This window comes from Streptomyces sp. NPDC017890, from assembly GCF_044328675.1.
Lineage (GTDB): Bacteria > Actinomycetota > Actinomycetes > Streptomycetales > Streptomycetaceae > Streptomyces.
The window spans coordinates 274,586-295,911 of record NZ_JBIRHU010000005.1; the positions used below are offsets into that span (position 1 = coordinate 274,586).

Consider the following 21,326-nt stretch of genomic DNA (forward strand, 5'->3'; position numbering starts at 1 on the left):
CGAGGTAGTGGCCTGCTGCATGACACCCTGTGGCTTGAGAAGGAGAGTCAACCATGGCCAATTCGGGGAAGGTGGACTGATTTACATGGCGCAGTGGACCTCGGCTGTGGGGGCGGGGCAGCTCGCCCGGCTGCTCGGCTCCCAGCAGGACCGCCCGGCCGGGCCCGGCACCCGCCGCCCGCCCGCCTATCGCGCGCTCGCCGACGGCATCCGGCTCCTGGTGCTCGAAGGACGTGTACCGGTCGCCGCCCGGCTGCCCGCCGAACGTGAGCTGGCACTGTCCCTGACCGTCAGCCGCACCACGGTCGCCGCCGCCTACGAGGCGCTGCGCGCCGAGGGCTTCCTGGAGTCCCGGCGCGGCGCGGGCAGCTGGACCGCCGTACCGGCCGGGAACCCCTTGCCGGCGCGCGGTCTGGAGCCGCTGCCGCCCGAGGCGCTCGGCTCGATGATCGACCTCGGCTGCGCGGCGCTGCCCGCGCCCGAGCCCTGGCTCACCCGTGCCGTGCAGGGTGCCCTGGAGGAACTTCCCCCCTACGCGCACACCCACGGCGACTATCCGGCCGGGCTGCCCGCACTGCGCGCGATGATCGCCGAGCGCTACACCGCGCGCGGGATCCCGACGATGCCCGAGCAGATCATGGTGACCACGGGGGCGATGGGCGCCATCGACGCCATCTGCCACCTCTTCGGGGGGCGAGGCGAGCGCATCGCGGTGGAGTCGCCCTCGTACGCCAACATTCTCCAGCTGATGCGCGAGGCCGGGGCCCGGCTGGTCCCCGTCGCGATGGCGGAGGGGCTCACCGGCTGGGACGTGGACCGCTGGCGCCAAGTGCTGCGCGAGGCGGCGCCCCGCATCGCGTACGTCGTCGCCGACTTCCACAACCCCACCGGCGCGCTCGCCGACGAGGACCAGCGGCGGCGGCTGGTGGACGCGGCCCGCTCGGCGGGGACGGTGCTCGTGGCCGACGAGACGATGAGCGAGCTGTGGCTGGAGGAGGGGGTCGAGATGCCGCGCCCCGTGTGCGCCTTCGACCCGGCCGGGTCCACGGTCGTCACCGTCGGTTCCGCCAGCAAGGCCTTCTGGGCCGGGATGCGCATCGGCTGGGTCCGTGCCGCGCCCGACGTGATCCGCAGCCTGGTCGCCGCGCGCGCGTACGCCGACCTGGGGACGCCCGTGCTGGAGCAGCTGGCCGTGAACTGGCTGTTCAGCACCGGCGGCTGGGAACAGGCCGTGCAGGTGCGGCGCGAGCAGGCCCGCCAGAACCGGGACGCGCTGGTGCCCGCCGTACGACGGGAGCTGCCCGACTGGGAGTTCGAGGTGCCGCGGGGCGGGCTCACCCTGTGGGTGCGGACCGGGGGCCTGTCGGGCTCACGGCTGGCCGAGGCGGGGGAGCGGGTGGGGGTACGGGTCCCGTCCGGGCCGCGCTTCGGGGTCGACGGGGCCTTCGAGGGGTACGTCCGGCTGCCGTTCACCGTCGGCGGCGCGGTGGCCGAGGAGGCGGCGGTACGCCTGGCCGCGGCGGCCCGGTTGGTGGAGAACGGGAGTGTCGGGGGCGGCGAGGCGCCGCGGACGTTCGTGGCGTAGGGAGGGCGTGGGTCGCTCCGGCCCCGGTCGGGTGTCAGGAGGTCTCCGCCGCGGCCGCCTTGGCCGGAACCGTCTCCGACGGAACCACCTTCGACGGAAGAGGCTCCGACGGAACTGTCTCCGACGGAACCACCTTCGACGGAAGGGGCTCCGACGGAAGGGGCTCCGGCGGAACCGGCTCCGCCATCGACTTCACCACCGCCGTCTTCCTCGCGGCCGGGTTCGGCTCGGTGTCCGCCGCCGGCTTCTCAGGCTCGGTCCCGGTCCTGGGCGGGGGGTCCTTCTTCTCGGTGGAGACGGGCTTCGGCTCCGCCGCCTCCGCCTCCACGGGGATCGGCGCCTGCTCCCCGTCCGCCGGCGTCGTGCGGGGCGGGAGCAGGTCCAGCACCGCCTGCCGGTGGGCGTCGCTCGTCGCGTCGTCGTAGGGGTCCGGCGTGGCCGGGACCTGGAGGCGGTGCACCGGGCCGGTGCCCAGGCGGGCGTACCCCCGGCCGGGCGGTACCTGGTCGACGGGCGTGGTGTGCGGGGGAGCGCCCAGCACGGCCGCCAGCTCGTCCGCCGTGGCCGGGCCGAGGACGACACGCGCGCGTGTGTGCTGCCGTACGGCGTCGCTGAGGCTGTCCAGGGCGTCCAGCTGATCGGCGACGACCACGGTCACGTTGGCGGCCCGGCCGTGCCGCAGCGGTACCTGGAGCAGGGACTGCGGGTCCCGACGGCCGTCCGCGGCCGCCAGGTGCGCGAACGCGCTCGGCCGGTCCAGGAGGACCCACAGGGGTCGCCGGGTGTCGTCGGGCGCCGCCCGGCCCTCCTGACGGGCCCGGTTGACGGAGATCAGCCGGCGTTCCGTCTCGGCGGCGGCCCACTCCAGGCTGGTCAGTGCCCCGGTGAGGCCGCCCTCGACGGCCAGGACGCCGTCCCGGCCGACCAGACAGGCGTACTCACCGGTGCCACCGCCGTCGATGATCAGCAGGTCGCCGTGGTGCAGGGCCTGCAGCGCGACCGAGCGCAGCAGGGTGGACGTGCCGGTTCCGGGCTGCCCCACGACCAGCAGGTGGGGCTCGGTCGAGCGGATGCCGGTACGCCAGACGACCGGCGGCACATCGCGCCGCTCCTCGCCGTGGACGAGGGGGAGAGTGCGCTGGACCAGGGTCGGGTCGGTGAAACCGAGGACGGTCTCGCCGGGCGCCGTCACGAAGCGCTGCGCGGCGATGTCGGTGGGCAGCGCCGCGAGCACGTCGGCGGTGAGGAGGTTGGCCTCCTCGTCCCACGAGAAGTGGTACTCCCGGCCCCGGCCGGACTTCGCGGTGAGCAGGTGCTCGATCCGGGCGCGGGTCTCGGCCTCCCCGTCGGTGAAGTACGCCGGGTAGCGGATCACCAGGTGGGCGAAGCGGCCGGTGTCGTCGAACTCGTACGCCGGGAACGCCTTCTCCCAGGCGCCGCCGTGGGCGTACAGGGGGTCTGGGTCCTCGGCGACGGAGAAGTACGGGACGAGCGCCTCGTAGAGCGACGTCAGGCGCTTGGTCTGGGAGTCGTCGGGGCCCTCCGGCTCCGGCGGGGGGCGGTCCCTGCCCTGCCATGCTGCCGCCGCCATCAGGGTGACGACGGCGAGCAGCGGGCCGTACGGCACGAGTGCCACGACCAGGACCACCGAGGCCATCAGGAACAGCAGCGCGCCGCGCCGGTCCTTGGGGGTCTCGGCCCATCTGCGCCGCGCGGCCGAGGCCAGTCGGCGCAGACCGCGGGCGATCGTGATCAGCGGCTGGAGGACGTCGGTGGCGCTGTCGGCCGCCGTCCGGGCCAGCTCCCGGCTCCGGGCGAGCTGTGCGCCGCCGTTGCTCAGAATGCGGGGGAGGGGCCGCCGGGCCACTGCTGCCTCCTGGGAATCGCGTACGTGCGTACGTGTGGGTGGTCGGACAGGGGAGAGGGGCGTCAGAACTTGATTCCGCCGAGGAGGCCCGCCAGGCTCTCGCCGCCTGCCTTGATGCTCGGGGCGATGGCCGTACTCGCCAGATAGAACCCGAACAGGACCGCGACCAGCGCGTGCGAGGCCTTGAGGCCGTCCTTGCGGAAGAAGATGAAGACGACGATGCCGAGCAGGACCACGCCTGAGATCGAGAGGATCATGTGAGTTCTCCTGGTTCGCGGGGACAGTCACCATGAGTACTTCCAGGCTCACAGCATGTATCCATACGATAAAAGGTGCAAATGGGGGAAATTCAGCTGAATTACCCCAGGTGGCGGAGTGCTCCACTAGGCCGGTTGAGCAGGGCTGTTGCGCTCGGCGGGGTCCGTGCTGATCTTTACCTCGGGCACATCGGCTCATGTGCCGCGCGAGCCAGTACCCTGGCGATTCACTCGTACGGCCGCACCGCTCGCGGCCGTACGCACACGCAGTCCCCGACGTTCGTCACGTACGAGACGTCCGCAACGTACGTAGTGAGAGGTGGTCCGGCCGATGAGTGAAGCCCCCGACCCGGAGGTCGTGGAGCTGGCGACCAAGATCTTCGATCTGGCCCGGCAGGGGCGGACCGAGGAACTGGTGGCGTACGTGGACGCCGGTGTTCCCGCCAATCTCACCAACGACCGCGGCGACTCCCTCGTCATGCTCGCCGCCTACCACGGGCACGCCGACGCGGTGCGCGCGTTGCTGTCCCGCGGTGCCGAGGCCGACCGTGTCAACGACCGGGGGCAGACACCGCTCGCCGGTGCCGCGTTCAAGGGTGAGACGGAAGTGACCAGGGCGCTCCTGGAGGCCGGTGCCGATCCGGCCGCGGGTACCCCGTCGGCCGTCGAGACGGCGCGGATGTTCGCCCGGACGGAGCTGCTGGAGCTGTTCGGCGCCCAGTGACCGGACGCCGGGCCGGGACTGATCCGGATCGGCTCCACACTTTCTGACCAGGGAAAATACGAAAAACGGGGGAGGCGGTACCGGGCCGCCGAAATTTCGGTCGCGGCAGATGTGACCGCCGGGTCATCATGACGACGTGGTTCACGGACGCGATGGCTGGGCAGGTGTTGCCGCACCGCGCGGGCCGTGACACGGCCCGCACGGGCCATCGACGAGAGGCAGAGGAACATGGTCTTCAGCAAGCAAGAGACGACGGGCGCTCCGACGTGTTGGCGCACGGCCAGGTAACGCGTGCTCCCCGGTTGCGTCGACGCTTGATGTGAGGCTGTTTCCCATGTTCGATCCGGTCATAGCGCCCAGCGGTACGCTGCTCGGCCTGCTTCAGCGGGGTCGCGGCGACGGCACGCTGCACGCGCTCACCGCTCCGCGGGCCGAAGCGCTCGCGGCACTGAACCACTGTGTGCTGCACGACCCCCGCCACGACTGGCAGGTCGAGAACCGCTCCCTCTACTACGCCCGCCTCTACCTCGACCTGAACGGCGAGCTGGACGCGATCGAGGCCCACCTCTTCGACCCCGAGGACATCCTCGACGGCGACGAGTCACGCACCGGGCTCGCCCTTGCGGTCCTCGGCCACCTCGCCTCCTACGGCAGGCTGGACGCGCTGGAGCTGTTGCGCAGGTACGCCGCTCACGGCGTCAACTGGGCGTGGGCCCTCGACGAGCTGGCCCTGCGCGACGACGACGCCGGTCTGCGCGCCCTCGCCGCCCCCGTCCTGGCACGCTTCCCGCGCGATGCCGAGGGCGACGCCGAGCTGGCCGTCGCCGTGCGGGACGCCTTCGAGCCCCGGCCCTGGCGGCTGTGGGCCGACGATCCGCGCCGATCGATCGCCACGCGCGTGCGTGCCGCCCACGAGGCGGGCTCCTTCGACCGCTGGCAGCGGCAGATGAGCCCCACCGGGCCACGTCCGGGCTGGAGCGTGCGTGCCGTGTTCGAGTGGGCCCAGCAGGGCGTGGAGCGCGGCGCCGCGCTCCACGTGCCGGCCGCCCGGTGCCTCACGGCCGTCGCCGGCCCCGAGGACCGGCCCGAGATCGTCGAGGCCGCGCGCTCCGGCGACGAGGGAGCACGCTGCACCGCCCTGCGCTATCTCGCCGACGGCAATGATCCGGACGCCCTCGACCTGATCGAGGGCGCCGTGAACACCGGCTCGACACCGGTCGTGGAGGCCGCCGTCGCCGCTTTCGAGCGGATGCGCAGCCTCGCCGCCGTCGACCTGGCGCGCCGATGGGTTCACCGGCCCGACGCCCTGGGCGCCGCTGCCGGACGCGTACTCGCCTGCCGGGGCGCAGCGCGGGACCGCGACCTCGTCCTCGCCGCACTGCGGGAGGCGGTACGCGGGGTAGGCCCCGACGCGCCGACCCTGTGGACCCTCGTCGACGGCACCGGCCGGCTCGGCATCGCCTGCGCCGCCCCCGTGCTGCGGCACATCTACCGCGAGACCGCCTCCTCCCACCTGCGCGGCCGGGCCGCCCGCGCGCTGGCCGCCACCGACCCGTCCTTCGCCGCGGGCTTCGCCATCGAGTGCCTGTGGGACTGCGAGGAAACCACCCGCGAACTCGCCGCCCGCCATGCCGAGACCGGCGACAACCGCGTCGTCGAACGGCTGCGCAGGCTCGCCGCCGACCCGGCGGAGGAGGACGAGGTCCAGACGGCCGTACGCAGCCGCTTCGGACCGGACGCGCCCGCCGTGTGAGCGGCGCGAAGACCGCGGGGCGGAAACCGCTGTGCGGACGGGTGTGACGCCGTGTGCCCGCCCGCCGGCGACGGTCCGCCCGGACGGCGGAGTCCTCCGTGCGAACGGCGGGTGACCCGCGGGTCGGGCGGGCATGGCCGCGGACCGACCCGCTCGGGTGGGCAGGGCAACGCTCATGGGACGTTCCGCGCCAGGAAAGATCGACGTTGACGCGAGCACGTCCAATCCGGCGACAACACCGGTATGCGTGTCGTCATCGTGACCGAATCCTTTCCGCCCGATGTGAACGGCGTCGCCCACTGCGCACTCCAGACCGCCCGGCATCTCGTCGACCGCGGTCACGACTGCGTCGTCGTCGCCCCGGCCACCGCCCCCGGCAACACGGCGGACACCACCGCGCCGTGCCCCCTCGTCCGGATCCCCTCCCTCCCGCTCCCCGGCTATCCCCAGGTCCGCGTCGCCCTGCCCAGCCGGCGCGTGGCCGCCGCGATCGCCGAGCACCGCGCCGACCTCGTCCACCTGGCCAGCCCCTTCGTCCTCGGTGTCCGGGGCACGGCCGCCTCCGCCCGGCTCGGCGTCCCCGCCGTGGCCGTCTACCAGACGGACCTCGCCGGGTACGCCCGTACCTACATGGGGGCGGGCGAGACGGCGGCCTGGCGGCGCATCCGCTCCGTGCACGCCGCCGCCGACCTCACGCTCGCCCCGTCCAGTGCGGCCCTGCGCGGCCTTCGGGCGCACGGTGTGCCCAGGGTCGCGCTGTGGCCGCGTGGGGTGGACACCGCCCGCTTCCGGCCCGGCCGGCGCGACGAGGCACTGCGCCGCGAACTGGCCCCGGGCGGTGAGCTGATCGTCGGCTACGTCGGGCGGCTCGCCCCCGAGAAGCGGGTGGAGCTGCTGTCCGGCGCCTGCCGCCTGGACGGCGTGCGCGTCGTGGTCGTCGGCGACGGGCCCAGCCGGCCCGTCCTGGAGCAGGCGCTGCCGGGCGCGGTGTTCCTCGGCCGCCGTACCGGCGACGGCCTCGCCCGGGTCTTCGCCTCACTGGACGTCTTCGCGCACACCGGCCCCTTCGAGACGTTCTGCCAGACCGTGCAGGAGGCCATGGCGAGCGGGGTGCCCGTCGTCGCGCCCGCGGCCGGCGGCCCGCTGGACCTCGTCGCCCACGGGCGCACCGGGCTGCTCGTGCCGCCGGGCGACGCCGCCGCCGTACGGGACGCGGTGTGGTCCCTGGCCGCCGACCCCGTGCTGCGCGCCGCGTACGGGGCGGCCGGGCGGGCGGCCGTCGAGGGGCGCACCTGGGCCACCGTCGGCGACCGGCTGGTCGGGCACTACTCGGACGTGCTCGCCTCGCGGAAGGCGGTGCCGGCCGCATGAGCGCGCTGCGGATCGTCCGGCTCGCCCACTTCGTCGCCCCCGCCTCCGGCGGCCTGCGCACCGCCCTGCGCGAGCTGGGCAGGGGCTTCCGGGCGGCCGGACACGACCCCGTCCTCGTCGTCCCCGGCGAGCGCGCCGACGACCGGGAGACCGAACAGGGCCGGGTCATCACCCTCCCAGGACCGCTGCTGCCGGGCACCGGCGGATACCGGGTCCTGACCGACCGGCGGCGCGTGGCCGCGCTGCTGGAGACGCCGGCCCCCGACCGACTGGAGGTGTCCGACCGCACGACGCTGCGCTGGACCGGCAAGTGGGCCCGGCGGGCCAGGACCCCCTCCGTGATGGTCTCCCACGAGACCGCCGACGGGGTGCTGCGCGCCTGGGGCCTGCCCGACCGGGCTGCCCGGCGCACCGCCCGCCCTCAACATCCGTACGGCGCACACCTATGCGCGCGTGGTGTGCCCCACCGAGTTCGCCGAGCGGGAGTTCGTCCGCGTCGGGGCCCGCGACGTCGTACGGGCGCCCCTGGGGGTCGACCTGACCGGGCGGCACCCGGCGCTGCGCGATCCGGGGCTGCGCGCCCGGCACGCGCGCGTGGACGAGACCCTGCTGGTGATGTGCTCCCGGCTGTCCGTGGAGAAGCGGCCCGGCACGGCACTGGACGCGCTGACGGCGCTCCGGCGAGTTCCGCGCCCCGACCCGGTCGGCGAGTCTGTGGTGGCTGGCCACCGCCGGCACCGGCTGGGTGGCCCGGCGCTGCACCGACCTCCTGCCCCAACTCCTCGGCCTGGCCGCCGCCGAACTGCGCCACCACGCGCGCGGGACGAGCGCCCGGCTCGACCTGCGCACCTCCGCCGCCCGACCGTACGGGCGCGCCGCGCCCCCGACCGCAGGTGCGGCGGCGTCAGCCCCTGCGCACGGACACGAAGCGCACCGGTGTCCCCGGCGCAGCCTGGGCCGCCGCCGGGAGGTCGCTGGTGCGGGCGACGCCGATCACCGGGTAGCCGCCGGTCGTCGGATGGTCGGCCAGGAACACGACCGGTCGGCCGTCGGGCGGCACCTGCACCGCCCCCAGCACCATGCCCTCACTGGGGAGTTCGCCCGTGCGGGCGCGTCGCAGTGCGGGTCCGTCCACACGCAGTCCGATGCGGTTGCTCGCGGGCGACACCCGGTAAGTGCGCGAAGCGAACGTCCGTAGCGCCTCCGCGGTGAACCAGTCGGCGCGCGGTCCCGGCGTCACGCGCAGGACCAGCTCCGCCGGGGGAGCCGGCTGCGGGGCGACGTCCGCGCGCGCGTGCCGTCCGCGCGGTCGCCCCAGGGGCAGCACCATGCCGTCCGCGAGGGGCGGCGGCCCCAGGCCGGACAGCAGGTCGGTGGAGCGGCTGCCGAGGACCGCCTCGACGAGGACGCCGCCGGAGACGGCCACGTAGGTGCGGACGCCGGAGTCGGCCGCCCCGACATCCAGCAGCGCACCGGCCGGCACGCCGACCGGCGCACCCCAGGGCACCGGCCGGCCGTCCACCGTCACCGGGCAGGGAGCGCCGCCGGCCGCCACCGTCACCGCGCACCGCGGGCGCAGGGCACAGCCCGTGAGCGTGGTCTCCAGGACGGCGGCGTCGGGCGGGTTGCCGACGAGCCGGTTGACCAGCGCCGCCGCCGGCGCGTCGAGTGCCCCGGAGCGGGGGACCCCGAGGTGCGCGTGGCCGGGGCGGCCCCGGTCCTGCACGGTCGTCAGCGCCCCGGCCCGGACGACGGCGAGCGCCCGGTCCGTCATGAACCCCCCTGGCGCCCGCGGGGCACGAACCGCACGCGCGTGCCCGGCGACAGCAGGGCCGCCGGCACGCGTGTGTGGTCCCACAGCACGGCGTCCGTGGTACCGATCAACTGCCAGCCGCCCGGCGACGAGCGCGGGTAGACGCCCGTGTACGGCCCCGCCAGCGCCACCGAACCGGCCGGGACGGCCGTGCGAGGGGTGTCCCGGCGCGGGGCGTCGTACCGCGCGGGCAGGCCGGTCAGGTAGCCGAAGCCGGGCGCGAACCCGCAGAAGGCGACCCGGAACCCGGTGCCCGCGTGGATGCGCGCCACCTCCTCCACCGCCACACCCCAGTGCGCGGCGACGTCGGCCAGGTCCGGGCCGTCGTAGCGGACCGGGAGCTCGACGACGGGCCCCGCGCGCGGGGGAGCGGGCGGTACCTCGGCGGCGGTCAGTTCGGACGCGAGGCGGGCCGGATCGGTGAGGCCGTCGAGGAGGACCGTGCGGGCCGCCGGGACGATCTCCCGGGCCGCGAGCGTGCCCTCCGCGCGGCGCCGCAGCAGCTCCGCGTGCAGTGCCTCGGCCTCCTCGCCCGAGGAGACCTCGACGAGCAGGGCGTCGTCACCGACGGGCAGCACGTTCATACGAAGGCCTCCACGCGGACGCCGGACGACTCCAGCCGCTCCCGCACCCGGCGCGCCAGTTCCACCGCGCCCGGCGTGTCGCCGTGCACGCACAGGGAACGCGCGCGGACCCCGACCCGCTGCCCCGAGCGGGCGGTGACGGTGCCGGAGACGGCCAGTGAGACCGCGCGTTCCACGACGGCGGCCGGGTCGGTGACCACGGCGCCCTCCCGCCCGCGCGGCACGAGCGTGCCCTCGTCGGTGTACGCGCGGTCCGCGAACGCCTCCGTGACGACCGGGAGCCCGGCCCGGCCGGCCAGTTCCAGCACACGCGAGCCGGGCAGCCCCAGCAGGGGCAGGACGCCGCCCGCGAGGAGCACCCCGTCGACGACCGCCGCCGCCTGCTCCTCGTCCCGTACCACCCGGTTGTACAGGGCACCGTGCGGCTTGACGTACGCCACGCGCGTGCCCGCCGCCCGGGCGAAGACCTCCAGGGCGCCGATCTGATAGGCCACCTCGGCCGCCAGCTCGCCGGACGGCACGTCCATCGCGCGCCGCCCGAAACCGGCCAGATCCCGGTAGGAGACCTGCGCGCCGACACTCACGCCCCGCTCGGCGGCCGCCTCGCACACCCGCCGCATGGTCGCCGGATCCCCGGCGTGGAAGCCACAGGCCACGTTGGCGCTGGTGACGACCGAGAGCAGGCCCTCGTCGTCGGTGAGCCGCCAGCGGCCGAAGCCCTCGCCGAGGTCGGCGTTGAGGTCGATCGAGGTCATGTCTCCAGTGTCTCCAGTGTCTCCGGTTTCCGTTCCGAGGCCGGGTTCCCCCTGCCTCCGGTTCCGTTCCGGGACCCTCCGGTTCCGTTCCGGGACCCTCCGGTTCCGTTCCGGGACGGGTTCCCCCGGCATCGCCGTCAGGCCACGCGGTACTGCTCGTCACGGGCGTCCGTGAGGAACATCTGCCCCGGCGCGTGAGTGAGGGCGAAGGGCGGACGCGAGGCCATGACCGCCGCCTGCGGGGTCACTCCGCAGGCCCAGAACACCGGGATGTCGTCCGGCTCCAGGTCCACCGGGTCGCCGAAGTCCGGCCGGCCCAGGTCGTCGATGCCGAGCGCCGACGGGTCGCCGCAGTGCACCGGGCTGCCGTGTACCGCCGGGAGCAGACTGGTCTCGTGGATCGCCGCCGACAGGTGCTCGGGCGGCACCGGGCGCATGGACACCACCATCGGCCCGTGCAGCCGCCCGGCGGGACGGCACTGTCGCGTGGTGACGTACATCGGGACGTTGCGGCCCTGCTCGACATGGCGGATCGGGACTCCGGCCGCGGTGAGGGCCCACTCGAAGGTGAAGCTGCAGCCGATCAGGAACGACACCAGGTCGTCCCGCCAGTGGGCGCGTACGTCCGTCGGCTCGTCCACCAGCTCACCGTCCCGCCACACCCGGTAGCGCGGCAGATCGGTGCGCAGGTCCGCGCCGTCGGCGAGCGCGGTGGACCAGGACCCGGCGTCCGAGACGTCGAGCACGGGGCAGGGCTTCGGGTTGCGGGTGCAGAACAGCAGCATGTCGTACGCCCAGTCGGCGGGCACCGAGATCAGGTTGGCCTGGGTGTGGCCGGCCGCGGCCCCGGCCGTGGGGCCGGTCAGCCCTTCCCGGAAGCGGGAGCGGGCCGTTCTCGGGCTCCACGCGTGCGCGTGCTCGTCGACGAGGATGATCGGCCGGTCGTCGGCCGTGCGGTGGGAGCGTTTCACGTCAGTTCCCTTCCGCGCGTCTCCGGCAGCCCCAGCAGAGCCAGCGCCGCGATGCCGTAGCCGATGGCGCCGAAGACCAGCGCACCGCCCACACCCCAGCTGTCGGCCAGGAAGCCGACCGTGGTCGGGAAGACGGCGCCCACGGCGCGCCCGGTGTTGTACGTGAAGCCCTGCCCCGCGCCCCGTACCGCCGTCGGGTACAGCTCGCTCAGATACGAACCGAAGCCGCTGAAGATCGCCGACATGCAGAAGCCGAGCGGGAAACCGAGCACCAGCAGCAGCGTGTTGGCGCCGCTGGGGATGTTCGCGTACGCCAGGATGCACAGCGCCGACAGCAGCGCGAAGAGCCAGATGTTGCGCTTGCGGCCCAGCAGGTCGGTGAGGACGCCGCCGGTGAGGTAGCCGATGAAGGCGCCCGAGATCAGGAACGTCAGATAACCACCGGTGCCCACGACCGACAGGTCGCGCTCGTCCTTCAGATACGTCGGAACCCAGGTGGCGAGGGTGTAGTAGCCGCCCTGGACGCCGGTGGAGAGCAGGCTCGCGAAGAGCGTGATCCGCAGCAGGCCCGGCGAGTCGGCCGTGCCCCGCTCGAAGATCGCCCCGAACGAGCCCTTCGCCGGGTCCTTCCGGCGGGCCGCGGCGGCCTCGGGCGCGTCCTGGACGCTGCGCCGCACCCACACCACGAGCAGCGCGGGCAGCGCGCCCGTCCAGAACATGATGCGCCACGCGAGGTCGTCACCGGCCAGCGAGAACACCAGCGTGTACACGACCACCGCCAGTCCCCAGCCCACGGCCCAGGAGCTCTGGATCGCGCCGAGCGTGCGACCGCGGTGCTTGGCGCTCGCGTACTCGGCGACCAGGATCGCGCCGACCGCCCACTCGCCGCCGAAACCGAGGCCCTGCAGTGCCCGGAAGACCAGCAGCGTCTCGTAGTTGGGCGCGAAGCCGCAGGCCACCGTGAACACGGCGTAGGTGATCACGGTGAGCAGCAGCGCCTTGACCCGGCCGACGCGGTCAGCCAGGACACCCGCGAGGGCGCCGCCGACCGCCGAGACGACCAGCGTGACCGTCGTGAGCAGACCGGTCTGGCCGCTGTCCAGGCCGAAGTACGCGGCCAGCGCGACCATCGTCAGCGGCAGGGTGAAGTAGTCGTACGAGTCGAGCGCGTAGCCGCCGAACGCGCCGCCGAAGGCGCGGCGGCCCCGCGGACCGAGGGCGCGCAGCCAGCCGAACGGGCCGTCTTCCGAGGGGTGTTCACCCGTTCCGGACGGACGGGTCTCGGCGGTCAGTGCCTGTGGTGGAGGGGGTGTGCTCATGGTGCACCTCGCAGTGGGAGGACGGAGGGTGCTTGTCGAGAGCGAGCCGGTCGGTACGGCGGCGCGGTGAGCGGAGCGGGCGCCGTACCGACACGTGAGGGCACCGTAGGGGATCGTTCAACGATCCCTCAATACCCCTGTTGTTTCGTTCTGGTATCTGCGATTGAATTCCGGGCATGGCAGAGCAGTTGACGGGACTGGCGGACGACCGCGCCCTCCTCGGGCGCACCAGCACCGCCGAGCGGGTCTCCGACATCCTCAGGAGCCGGATCGCCGAGGGTTACTTCCCACCCGGGACCCGGCTGTCGGAGGACAGCATCGGCGGCGCGCTCGGGGTCTCACGCAACACGCTGCGTGAGTCGTTCCGGCTGCTCACCCATGAACGCCTGCTCGTCCACGAGCTGAACCGGGGCGTCTTCGTCCGGGTCCTGACCGTCGAGGACGTCGAGGACATCTACCGCACCCGCGCCCTCGTCGAGTGCGCCGTCGTCAGGGGCCTCGGAGAGCCGCCGTACGTCCTGGACGGACTCGCCGGGGCCGTCGAGGACGGACGGCGCTCGGCCCGCGAAGGTGACTGGAAAGGTGTGGGTACCGCCAACATCCACTTCCACCGGGAACTGGTGGCCCTGGCAGGCAGCGAACGCACGGACGAGCTGATGCGCAGCGTCTTCGCCGAACTGCGCCTCGCCTTCCACGTCGTGGACGACCCCCGGCGCCTGCACGAGCCGTACATCGCGCGCAACGCGGAGATCCTCGAAGTCCTGGAGACCGGCGAGCGGGAGACGGCGGAGCGGCTGCTCGCGGTCTACCTCGAGAACTCGCTGAAGCGGGTCGTGGAGGTCTACCTGCGGCGGGTCGGGGACGAGGGGTAGCCCCCCCACAGCGCCCCGCGGAGCCTGTCTCGCCGGGGCCCATCTGCGTCGTTTGGGTGGTTGTCAGACCGAGGACCTAGTCTGTGCACCGTGACTTCGCCTGCATCGACGGACAGTGTTCCGCCCCAGCTCAGCGCGGTGCCGCGCCCTGCCCCGGGCCCGGCCGCCGACGAAGGACTGGCGCGGCGGCTGCGCGCGCTCGCCTGCACGGCGCCGCTGCACGACCTCGACGCGCGCAAGGCGAACCTCGCGGGTGAGTACTCGGTGTACGGCATGGCCGAGGTCGCCCTCGCCGCCATCGACCTCGTCACGCTGAACATGGACTTCGACACGGGCGCCGACCACGACCAGATAGTGGCCCGGCTGATCCCGCGCGTCGCCGCCCAGTCCCCGGCACGGCCCGCCGCCGAGCACGAGCGGGTGGCCCGCTGGGTCCTGGAGAACCTGATCAACGTCGGCAGTGTCGACCGCGGCTTCCGCGCGGTGTACGGCACTTTCGGGCCGGACGGCACCTACGTGCGCCGTGACTACGACTTCAAGCTGCTCGAAGAGGTCCCCGGCCCCGGCGGCACCGTCTACCTGCGCACCACGGACGAGGCGGTCAACGTCCTCGTCGGTGCCCTGGACACCGACGTCACCAGCGCCCAGATCGCCGCCGAGGTCAAGCTGGAGGTGCTGATCAGCCGCGGCCGCCTCGCCGACGCCCAGCTCGCCGCCGAACAGGCCCGGTACCGGACCGTGCAGTACTCGGAGACCCTGCGCAGGGCCCTGGACGCCACCCGGCGCAACGTCCGCGCGGTGGACTGGCTGAGCGCCGTCCCCGACATGATCGCCGAGGCCCTGGACCACGTCGCCGACCGGTACCGTCACGAGAACGCGATCCTCACCAACATCCGCAAGGCCCGTGACGAGTCCGAGGACCCCGAGCACAAGCGTCGCGCCGCAGAGCTCGTCGACATCGTCAAGGACTGCATCCGCCGCCACACCCAGCTCCAGTCCCGGCTCCTGGAGGCCGGCCCGCTCTTCCGCGCCGAACAGGACCGGCAGGCCTTCGCCACCCCCCTGACGACCTCGGGCCTGGACCTGTACGGCCATCTCGTCGCCCCCCTCCTGCCACTGCCCCTGGAGCGGGCGCTCCGCGTCACCGACGCCTTCTTCGCGCGCGGCACCGGTCTGCGCACGCCCGTCTCCGTCCGGGTCGGCGACCTCGTCGACATACTGCTGACCCCGCCGGTGGAGCGGGAGCACCTGGGCGCCGAAATGCCGGAACCCGACCTGATCGCCACCCCGGACGACAGCCGCTTCAGCGAGGAACAGCTGGCCGCGGCCATGGAGCTGCTCGACCTGCCGCACGACGCACCGCGCCGACTGTCGGGGCTGCTGGCCGACGCCCGCACCCGCGACGCCGAGCTGCCGTACCTCGTCGCCCTGCTGGCCGTCCACGCGGCCAGCCCGCCCGTCGGCACCGCCTACCGGCAGGGCGAGCCGAAACTCCTGTTCGCCGTGGACGACGGCACGGAGCTGGACGACCCCGAGTTCGGCGGCGCCGACCTCATCGTCGGCACGGCACTGCTGGACGCGGCAGGGATGGCCGCCGACCGCACGGAGGCGGCATGAGGACACACCAGCGGCAACAGCGCCGGCACCAGCGCCGGCACCTCGAGCAACACCAGCACCTTGAGCAGAACCAGCACCAGCACCAGCACAGCGAGGAGTACCGACCGTGACAGAGCACGTCGACCGGAGCGAACCGGAGGTGGGTGCCGCGCCGGCCACCACGGCCGTCACGCCCGCCGACGCCGCCGACGCGGCGCGGCTCGTCGCCTTCGGCCTCCAGCCCAAGCTGCTGCCCGCGCGTGACCAGGAGTACGCCGACCTGCTGCGCCGGTACCGCGAGGACCCGCCGTTCGCACGGCTCGCCGACGCCGTGGCGGCCGGCCTCGGGCTGATCGTCCTGGAGGTCTCGCCGCGCGCGGGGATGGCCGTCACCGCCGCCGAGGACTCGGTCTTCGCCGTCCGCATGGGCGACTACGCGCGGCGTGCCGCCACCGACTCCGGCGACCGCTTCCTGCACGGCCTCGCCCACCTCGCCGTCGCCGCCATGGCCTACCCGCGCCCCGAGGACCTCGCCGACGACGGCTACATCGGCCGCGTCACGGTCAACGGCGTGGACGCCTTCGTCCGCCAGGCCTGCCGTCGGCTGGAGGAGCGGGCGGAGGAACAGGGCGAGAACACCGACCCGGTCACCGACGCCCCGGGTCTGGAGGCCGCCTGGCGGATCTGGGTCAGACGCAGCGCGACCGGCGCCACCAAGGACGCGCGCAGACTCCCCGGTTCCACCACCGGCATCGTCGGCAAGGCCGCCGCGTTCCTCACCGAGTCCGGCTTCCTGCAGCGCACCGGCGACGACAACGGCGGCACGTACCGCACCACGGCCCGTTACCAGCTCCAGGTGCGCGACATGGCGGGCAGCGCCGCCATGGCCGAGCTGCTGGACCTGGGCATCGTGCCGGTGACCGACGGCACCGCGACGCTGCTGCCCGCCGAGGAGACGGACGACCTGGAGCTGGTGGCCGACGCCGGACTGCCGTTCCACTCCTCCTGACACCGCCCAGGACACCGCCCAAGCCTCCCCCCCCGCACCCCAACTTCACGAAGACTTACGAGAGTCCGCCATGTACGAGCTGTCCCGGGTCCGCCTCTACTCCATCGGGCCCGCAGGTGCGCGCTACGCCGACACCGTGCTTGACCTGCGCGGTGTGGGCCGGCCCGTGCCCGACCCCGCGCCCACGCAGGCGGAGTTCTTCGAGGAGGAGCCGGTGGGCCCCCCGCGCCGGCCCGCGCCCGCCGGCGTGCTGTTCCTGGAGAACGGCGGCGGCAAGTCCGTCCTGCTCAAGCTGATCTTCTCGGTGATGCTGCCCGGCCACCGCAACACCCTGGGCGGCGCCAGCTCCGGAGTACTGCGCAAGTTCCTGCTCGCCGACGACTGCGGACACGTGGCGCTGGAGTGGCAGCACGTGCAGACCGGCGAGTGCGTGGTCGTCGGCAAGGTCAGCGAGTGGCGCGGCCGCCAGGTCTCCGGCGACCCGCGGAAGTTCGCCGAGGCCTGGTACTCCTTCCGGCCCGGCCCCGGACTCACCCTGGACAACCTGCCCGTCGCCGAGGCCACCGCCGTCCGCCCGCCCGTCGAAGGCGTATCCGGCGCCCAGGGCCGACGACGCACCATGAAGGGTTTCCGGGACGCGCTCACCGAGGCCGGCAAGGCCTACCCGCACCTGGAAGTGCACTGGGAGGAGATCCACGACCGCTGGGTCGAGCACCTCACAGAGCTCGGCCTCGACCCCGAACTCTTCCGCTACCAGCGCGAGATGAACGCCGACGAGGGCGAGGCAGCAGGCCTCTTCGCGGTCAAGAAGGACTCCGACTTCACCGACCTGCTGCTGCGCGCCGTCACCGACACCCGTGACACCGACGGCCTCGCCGACCTGGTCGGCGGCTTCGGCAGCAAACTGGGCCGGCGCGCCGAGCTGATCGCCGAACGCGACTTCACCGCCGGTTCCGTCGACCTCCTCGGCCGGATCGTCGAGGCCGCCGACGCCCGCACGCGCGCGCGGGACATCCACGGCGCCGCCGAACGCCGGACCAGAACCCTGGCCCGCCGGCTCACCGCCCGCGGCGCTCAGGAGCGGGTCCGGGCCGGCGATCTCGCCCAGCGGGTCACCGCCGCCGCGTACGCCGTCACGCACGCCGAGTCGGCCCGGGACCGCAGCGGTCTCATCGCTGCCGAGCTGGCCTACCGGCACGCCTCCCTGGCCCTGACCGCGGCCGAGAAGTCGGCCGCCGCGCAGAAGCGCGAACTCGCCGACGCGCGCACCCTGCACTCCGCCTGGCAGGCCGCCGAGGCCGTCCTGCGCCATCGCGCCGCCGCCGACCGCGTCGCCCGCGTGTCCGCCGCCATCCAGGAGGCCGAGCGGGACGCCGCACCCGCGCTCGCCGCCCGTGCCAAGGCCGCCGTCGAACTCGTCCGCGCCCTGCACGCGGCAGCCGGAAAGGTCGAGCACCACGCCAACGAGGAAGAGGCGCGGTCCGCCTCCCTCCAGGAGGTCAGCGACGCCGCCCACCGGGACGCCACCACCGCCGCCACCGAGGCGCAGCGGGCCCGCAGCGAGGCCGGGCACCTGCGCCAGCGGCTCACCGAGGTCGAGCAGGAGACCGCCGAGGCGGTCCGGGCCGGCTGGCTCGACGACAGTGCGCCCGACGCCGACCCCGCCCGCGCAGCCCTCGCGGCCAGCGACGCCGAGAAGACGACGGTCGCGGCCTGGGACACCGCCCGGGAGGCCGCACGTCGGGCTACGGAGCACGCGCGTGAGGCGGCCGCCGCCGAGAGCCGCGCCGAACTGACGGCGGCCCGCGCGGCGGACGCGGCCACCGCGGCGGAACGCGCCCACGAGGCCGAGCGCCGCACGGCCGAGGCACTGGCGGCCGAGGAGCGGCTGGCGGACCTGCTCGGCCTGACCACCGAGACCCGCCCCGGTGTCCCGCAGCCCCGCCAGGGCACCGACCGCGACCCGGCCGCCGCGCCTGAGGCCGCCGACGGCGCCCTGACCCCCGAGGAACTCGACCGCTTCGCCGACGAACTGCGCGAACTCCTCGACGACACCGTCTCCTCCGCCGAACGCCAGTTGTTCGAGCTGCGCACCGCCGCCGCCGACGACTCCCGCATCCTCGGTGCGCTCGGCGACGGCGGACTGCTGCCGCCCGGTCCGGATGTGCTGGCCACCGTGGAGTTCCTCGGCGAGCACGGCATCCCCGCCCTGCCGGGCTGGCGCTACCTCGCGCAGGCCGTCGACCCCGCCGACCACGCGCGCGTGCTGGCCGCCCGCCCCGAGCTGGTCGACGGCGTGATCATCACCGACCCCGACTCGCACACCCGCGCCCGCGAGGTCCTCGGTGACGCGGCCCTGCTGCCGCGCTCCGCCGTCGCCGTAGGTACCGCCGCCGCCCTGCTCGCGCCCACCCCGGCGCCGGGCTCCGACACCGGGGACGTCTTCCTCGTACCGCCGAACCCCGCCATGCACGACGAGCACGCCGCCGACGAGGAGCGGCACACGCTGCGCGCGCGGGCGGCGGAGCGGGACGAGGAGATCCGCGCCCTCGCCGCCCGGCTCGGCAAGGACCGGGAGCTGGCGGCCCGGCTCGCCTCCTGGCGCACCGGCTGCCCCGCCGGACGCCTCGCCGAACTGGCGCGGACCGCGGGGGAAGCGCGCGCCTTCGCCGAGGAGGCGGAGGCGGAACTGACCGAGGCGCGCACGGTGCGGGCCGAGACCGACGAGAGCGCCGCCGAGGCGGTACGGATGCGGGACGAACGGCAGGAGGCCGCGCAGAAGGCCCGCCGCGCCGCCGACGCCCTCGCCGGACTCGCCTTCCGACTGCGCGAGCGCGCCGGCTGGCAGGTCAGGCTCCGTGAACTGGCCGACGAGGGAGCCGAGTCCGAGGCCCGAGCCCAGGCCTGCCTGGAGCGGGCCCGCGCCGCCGACGAGGACCGGCGCGCCGCCCAGCGGGCCGCCGACGACGCCCGCCGCACCGCCCGCGCACTGCGCGCCGAGCGCTCCGAGATCGCGGGCGCCCCCGACGACGTACCGGACGCGCCACCCGAGAGCGGCACGAACACGCCGCAGTCGTCCCTGCCCGCCCTCCGCGAGGCCTACCGGGCCGCCTCCCAGCTCTACGAGAAGGTGGGCGTCGGCGCCGACCTGCGCGCCGAACAGGCCCGCGCGGAGAGCGACGAGAGCGCGGCGCGCGCCGAACTGGACCGGCTCAGCAACAAGGTCCGCACCCGGGCCGGGCAGCTGCTGGAGTCGCCCGACGGCTCCGACGGACCGTCCCGGCAGGCCGCCGCCGCCCGCGCCGAGGAGCTGGTGCAGCTCCTGGAGACCCGCATGTCCAGCGCGAGCGAGCAGCTCGGCCGGCTGCGCGGCGAGGCCGAACGGCACGCACCCGAGGACGGCGACGCCCACACCGAACTCCCCGGGGAACTCCTCCCGCGCGACGCCGAGCACGCCCAGACCCTGCTGCGCACCGCAACCGCCGAACTCGCCTCCCGCAACGAGGCGCTCACCCACGCCCGCGAGGCACACGCCGAACTGCTCGACGCGCACCGCGGCGCCGAGGACGCGGCCGGCGGCTTCGACGAGATCGCCGCCATGCTCCGCGACCTGATGCGGGAGCACACGCCCGAGGAGGAGCAGGAGGAACCCGAGCCGTACCCGGGCGGTCTGGAGGACGCCCGTCAGTCGGCTGCCGAGGCCCGCCGCTCGCTGCGCGGCTGTGCCGCCGACCTGTCCGCCGCCGAGGCCGCCGTGCGCGAGGCGAGTGACGCACTCGTCCGCCACGCCAACTCCACCCGCTACGAACAGGTCCGCACCCCCGCGCGCCAGCAGATCCGCGAGCTGCCCGCCGCCGCGCTGCCCGAGCACGCCGCCAAGTGGGCGGACGCCTTCGCGCCCCGGCTCCGGGTCCTGACCGACGAGCTGGCACAGCTGGAGCGCAACCGCGACTCGATCGTGGACCGGCTGCGCGGCATGGTCGAGTCGGCGCTCGCCACCCTCCGCTCCGCCCAGCGGCTCTCCCGGCTTCCGGAGGGCCTCGGCGAGTGGTCGGGGCAGGAGTTCCTGCGCATCCGCTTCGAGGAACCCGATCAGGCCACGCTCACCGAGCGGCTCGGCGAAGTCGTCGACGAGGCGACCCGCGCGGCCGTGAAGAAGAACTCCGACCTGCGTCGCGACGGCATGTCCCTGCTGCTGCGCGGCGTCGCCGCCGCACTCCAGCCCAAGGGCGTGGCCGTCGAGATCCTCAAGCCCGACGCCGTACTGCGCGCCGAGCGCGTCCCCGTCGGTCAGATGGGCGACGTCTTCTCCGGCGGGCAACTCCTCACCGCGGCCATCGCCCTGTACTGCACGATGGCCGCGCTCCGCAGCAACGACCGGGGCCGCGACCGGCACCGGCACGCCGGCACCCTGTTCCTCGACAACCCCATCGGCCGCGCCAACGCCACTTACCTGCTGGAGCTCCAGCGGGCCGTGTCCGACGCGCTCGGCGTGCAGCTCCTGTACACCACCGGCCTGTTCGACACGACGGCGCTGGCGGAGTTCCCGCTGGTCATCCGGCTGCGCAACGACGCCGACCTCCGGGCGGGCCTGAAGTACATCAGCGTGGAGGAACACCTGAGGCCGGGACTGCCCCAGCCGACTCCGGCCGCCGAGGACGGCGCCGAGACGGTGCACAGCGAGATCACGGCGACCCGGATGTTCAAACGGCCCACCCAGTCACCGGCATAGGGGGTGTCGTTCGGATCTTGCCGGGGTCGCGGGGGCCGGCACGCACTTCCCCACCGCCTGAAGGGCGTGGGCGGTGCCCCCAGCGGCGTTGTCGTCAGTTGACAGGGCTCCGCCCTGT

At 74.3% G+C, this 21,326-nt stretch carries 15 protein-coding genes and 2 pseudogenes; 10 read left to right on the forward strand and 7 right to left on the reverse strand.

The genetic code is table 11. The features are described 5' to 3' along the window. Nucleotides 1-85: 85 nt before the first annotated feature. Nucleotides 86-1,585, forward strand: coding sequence for a PLP-dependent aminotransferase family protein (locus tag ACH4F2_RS09260; RefSeq protein ID WP_398132066.1), 1,500 nt, complete (start codon nt 86-88; stop codon nt 1,583-1,585). Nucleotides 1,586-1,619: 34 nt separating this feature from the next. Here the strand turns inward: ACH4F2_RS09260 and ACH4F2_RS09265 are convergent, their stop codons facing one another. Together ACH4F2_RS09265 and ACH4F2_RS09270 are read right to left on the reverse strand one after the other, a co-directional pair. Beyond that, nucleotides 1,620-3,452 carry a hypothetical protein gene (locus ACH4F2_RS09265; RefSeq protein ID WP_398132067.1) on the reverse strand — a complete coding sequence of 611 codons (1,833 nt, stop codon included), beginning with the start codon at nt 3,450-3,452 and terminating at the stop codon, nt 1,620-1,622. Nucleotides 3,453-3,514: 62 nt separating this feature from the next. Beyond that, nucleotides 3,515-3,709, reverse strand: coding sequence for a hypothetical protein (locus ACH4F2_RS09270; RefSeq protein WP_003977410.1), 195 nt, complete (start codon nt 3,707-3,709; stop codon nt 3,515-3,517). A gap of 331 nt (nt 3,710-4,040) precedes the next feature. Between ACH4F2_RS09270 and ACH4F2_RS09275 the strand changes: the two genes are divergently transcribed. The 5 genes and pseudogenes from ACH4F2_RS09275 to ACH4F2_RS09295 all read left to right on the forward strand — a co-directional run. After that, a complete protein-coding gene (locus tag ACH4F2_RS09275; RefSeq protein ID WP_398132068.1) occupies nt 4,041-4,433 on the forward strand; it encodes an ankyrin repeat domain-containing protein in 393 nt (130 codons plus the stop codon). A 334-nt stretch (nt 4,434-4,767) separates the two neighbouring features. Continuing rightward, the gene (locus ACH4F2_RS09280; RefSeq protein WP_398132069.1) at nt 4,768-6,186 is read left to right on the forward strand and encodes a HEAT repeat domain-containing protein; all 1,419 of its coding nucleotides are present in this window, start codon (nt 4,768-4,770) and stop codon (nt 6,184-6,186) included. Nucleotides 6,187-6,429: 243 nt separating this feature from the next. Beyond that, nucleotides 6,430-7,557, forward strand: a complete 1,128-nt coding sequence (locus ACH4F2_RS09285; RefSeq protein WP_398132070.1) for a glycosyltransferase family 4 protein — start codon at nt 6,430-6,432, stop codon at nt 7,555-7,557. Then, nucleotides 7,554-8,241, forward strand: a pseudogene (locus ACH4F2_RS09290) (glycosyltransferase); the annotation flags it as partial. The gene ACH4F2_RS09285 and the pseudogene ACH4F2_RS09290, both read left to right, overlap by 4 nt. Beyond that, nucleotides 8,240-8,416 (forward strand): annotated as a pseudogene (locus ACH4F2_RS09295) (SGNH/GDSL hydrolase family protein); the annotation flags it as partial. The pseudogenes ACH4F2_RS09290 and ACH4F2_RS09295, both read left to right, overlap by 2 nt. A 45-nt stretch (nt 8,417-8,461) precedes the next feature. Here ACH4F2_RS09295 and ACH4F2_RS09300 read toward each other — a convergent pair. From ACH4F2_RS09300 to ACH4F2_RS09320, 5 genes are all read right to left on the reverse strand, one after another. Further along, complete coding sequence (locus ACH4F2_RS09300) at nt 8,462-9,331, reverse strand: biotin-dependent carboxyltransferase family protein (RefSeq protein WP_398132071.1); 870 nt, start codon at nt 9,329-9,331, stop codon at nt 8,462-8,464. Further along, nucleotides 9,328-9,954 carry an allophanate hydrolase subunit 1 gene (locus ACH4F2_RS09305; RefSeq protein ID WP_398132072.1) on the reverse strand — a complete coding sequence of 209 codons (627 nt, stop codon included), beginning with the start codon at nt 9,952-9,954 and terminating at the stop codon, nt 9,328-9,330. Before ACH4F2_RS09305 ends, ACH4F2_RS09300 begins: the two co-directional genes overlap by 4 nt. Beyond that, nucleotides 9,951-10,709: a LamB/YcsF family protein gene (locus tag ACH4F2_RS09310; RefSeq protein ID WP_398132073.1), complete on the reverse strand. Its 759-nt coding sequence runs from the start codon at nt 10,707-10,709 to the stop codon at nt 9,951-9,953. The genes ACH4F2_RS09305 and ACH4F2_RS09310 overlap by 4 nt, the downstream gene beginning before the upstream one ends. A 137-nt stretch (nt 10,710-10,846) precedes the next feature. Further along, nucleotides 10,847-11,680: a putative hydro-lyase gene (locus ACH4F2_RS09315; protein WP_398132074.1), complete on the reverse strand. Its 834-nt coding sequence runs from the start codon at nt 11,678-11,680 to the stop codon at nt 10,847-10,849. Beyond that, nucleotides 11,677-12,999, reverse strand: a complete 1,323-nt coding sequence (locus ACH4F2_RS09320) for an MFS transporter (RefSeq protein ID WP_398132075.1) — start codon at nt 12,997-12,999, stop codon at nt 11,677-11,679. The genes ACH4F2_RS09315 and ACH4F2_RS09320 overlap by 4 nt, the downstream gene beginning before the upstream one ends. A gap of 176 nt (nt 13,000-13,175) precedes the next feature. On the opposite strand from ACH4F2_RS09320, the gene ACH4F2_RS09325 reads away from it, so the two are divergent. The 4 genes from ACH4F2_RS09325 (at nt 13,176) to ACH4F2_RS09340 (ending at nt 21,208) form a co-directional block, all read left to right on the forward strand. Next, nucleotides 13,176-13,871 (forward strand): GntR family transcriptional regulator, encoded by a 696-nt coding sequence (locus ACH4F2_RS09325; RefSeq protein ID WP_398132076.1) that lies wholly within the window; start codon nt 13,176-13,178, stop codon nt 13,869-13,871. Between the two features lie 90 nt (nt 13,872-13,961). After that, complete coding sequence (locus ACH4F2_RS09330; RefSeq protein WP_398132077.1) at nt 13,962-15,488, forward strand: hypothetical protein; 1,527 nt, start codon at nt 13,962-13,964, stop codon at nt 15,486-15,488. A 106-nt stretch (nt 15,489-15,594) separates the two neighbouring features. Beyond that, a complete protein-coding gene (locus ACH4F2_RS09335; RefSeq protein ID WP_398132078.1) occupies nt 15,595-16,476 on the forward strand; it encodes a hypothetical protein in 882 nt (293 codons plus the stop codon). Between the two features lie 70 nt (nt 16,477-16,546). Continuing rightward, complete coding sequence (locus tag ACH4F2_RS09340) at nt 16,547-21,208, forward strand: hypothetical protein (RefSeq protein WP_398132079.1); 4,662 nt, start codon at nt 16,547-16,549, stop codon at nt 21,206-21,208. The last annotated feature ends 118 nt before the right edge of the window (nt 21,209-21,326 follow it).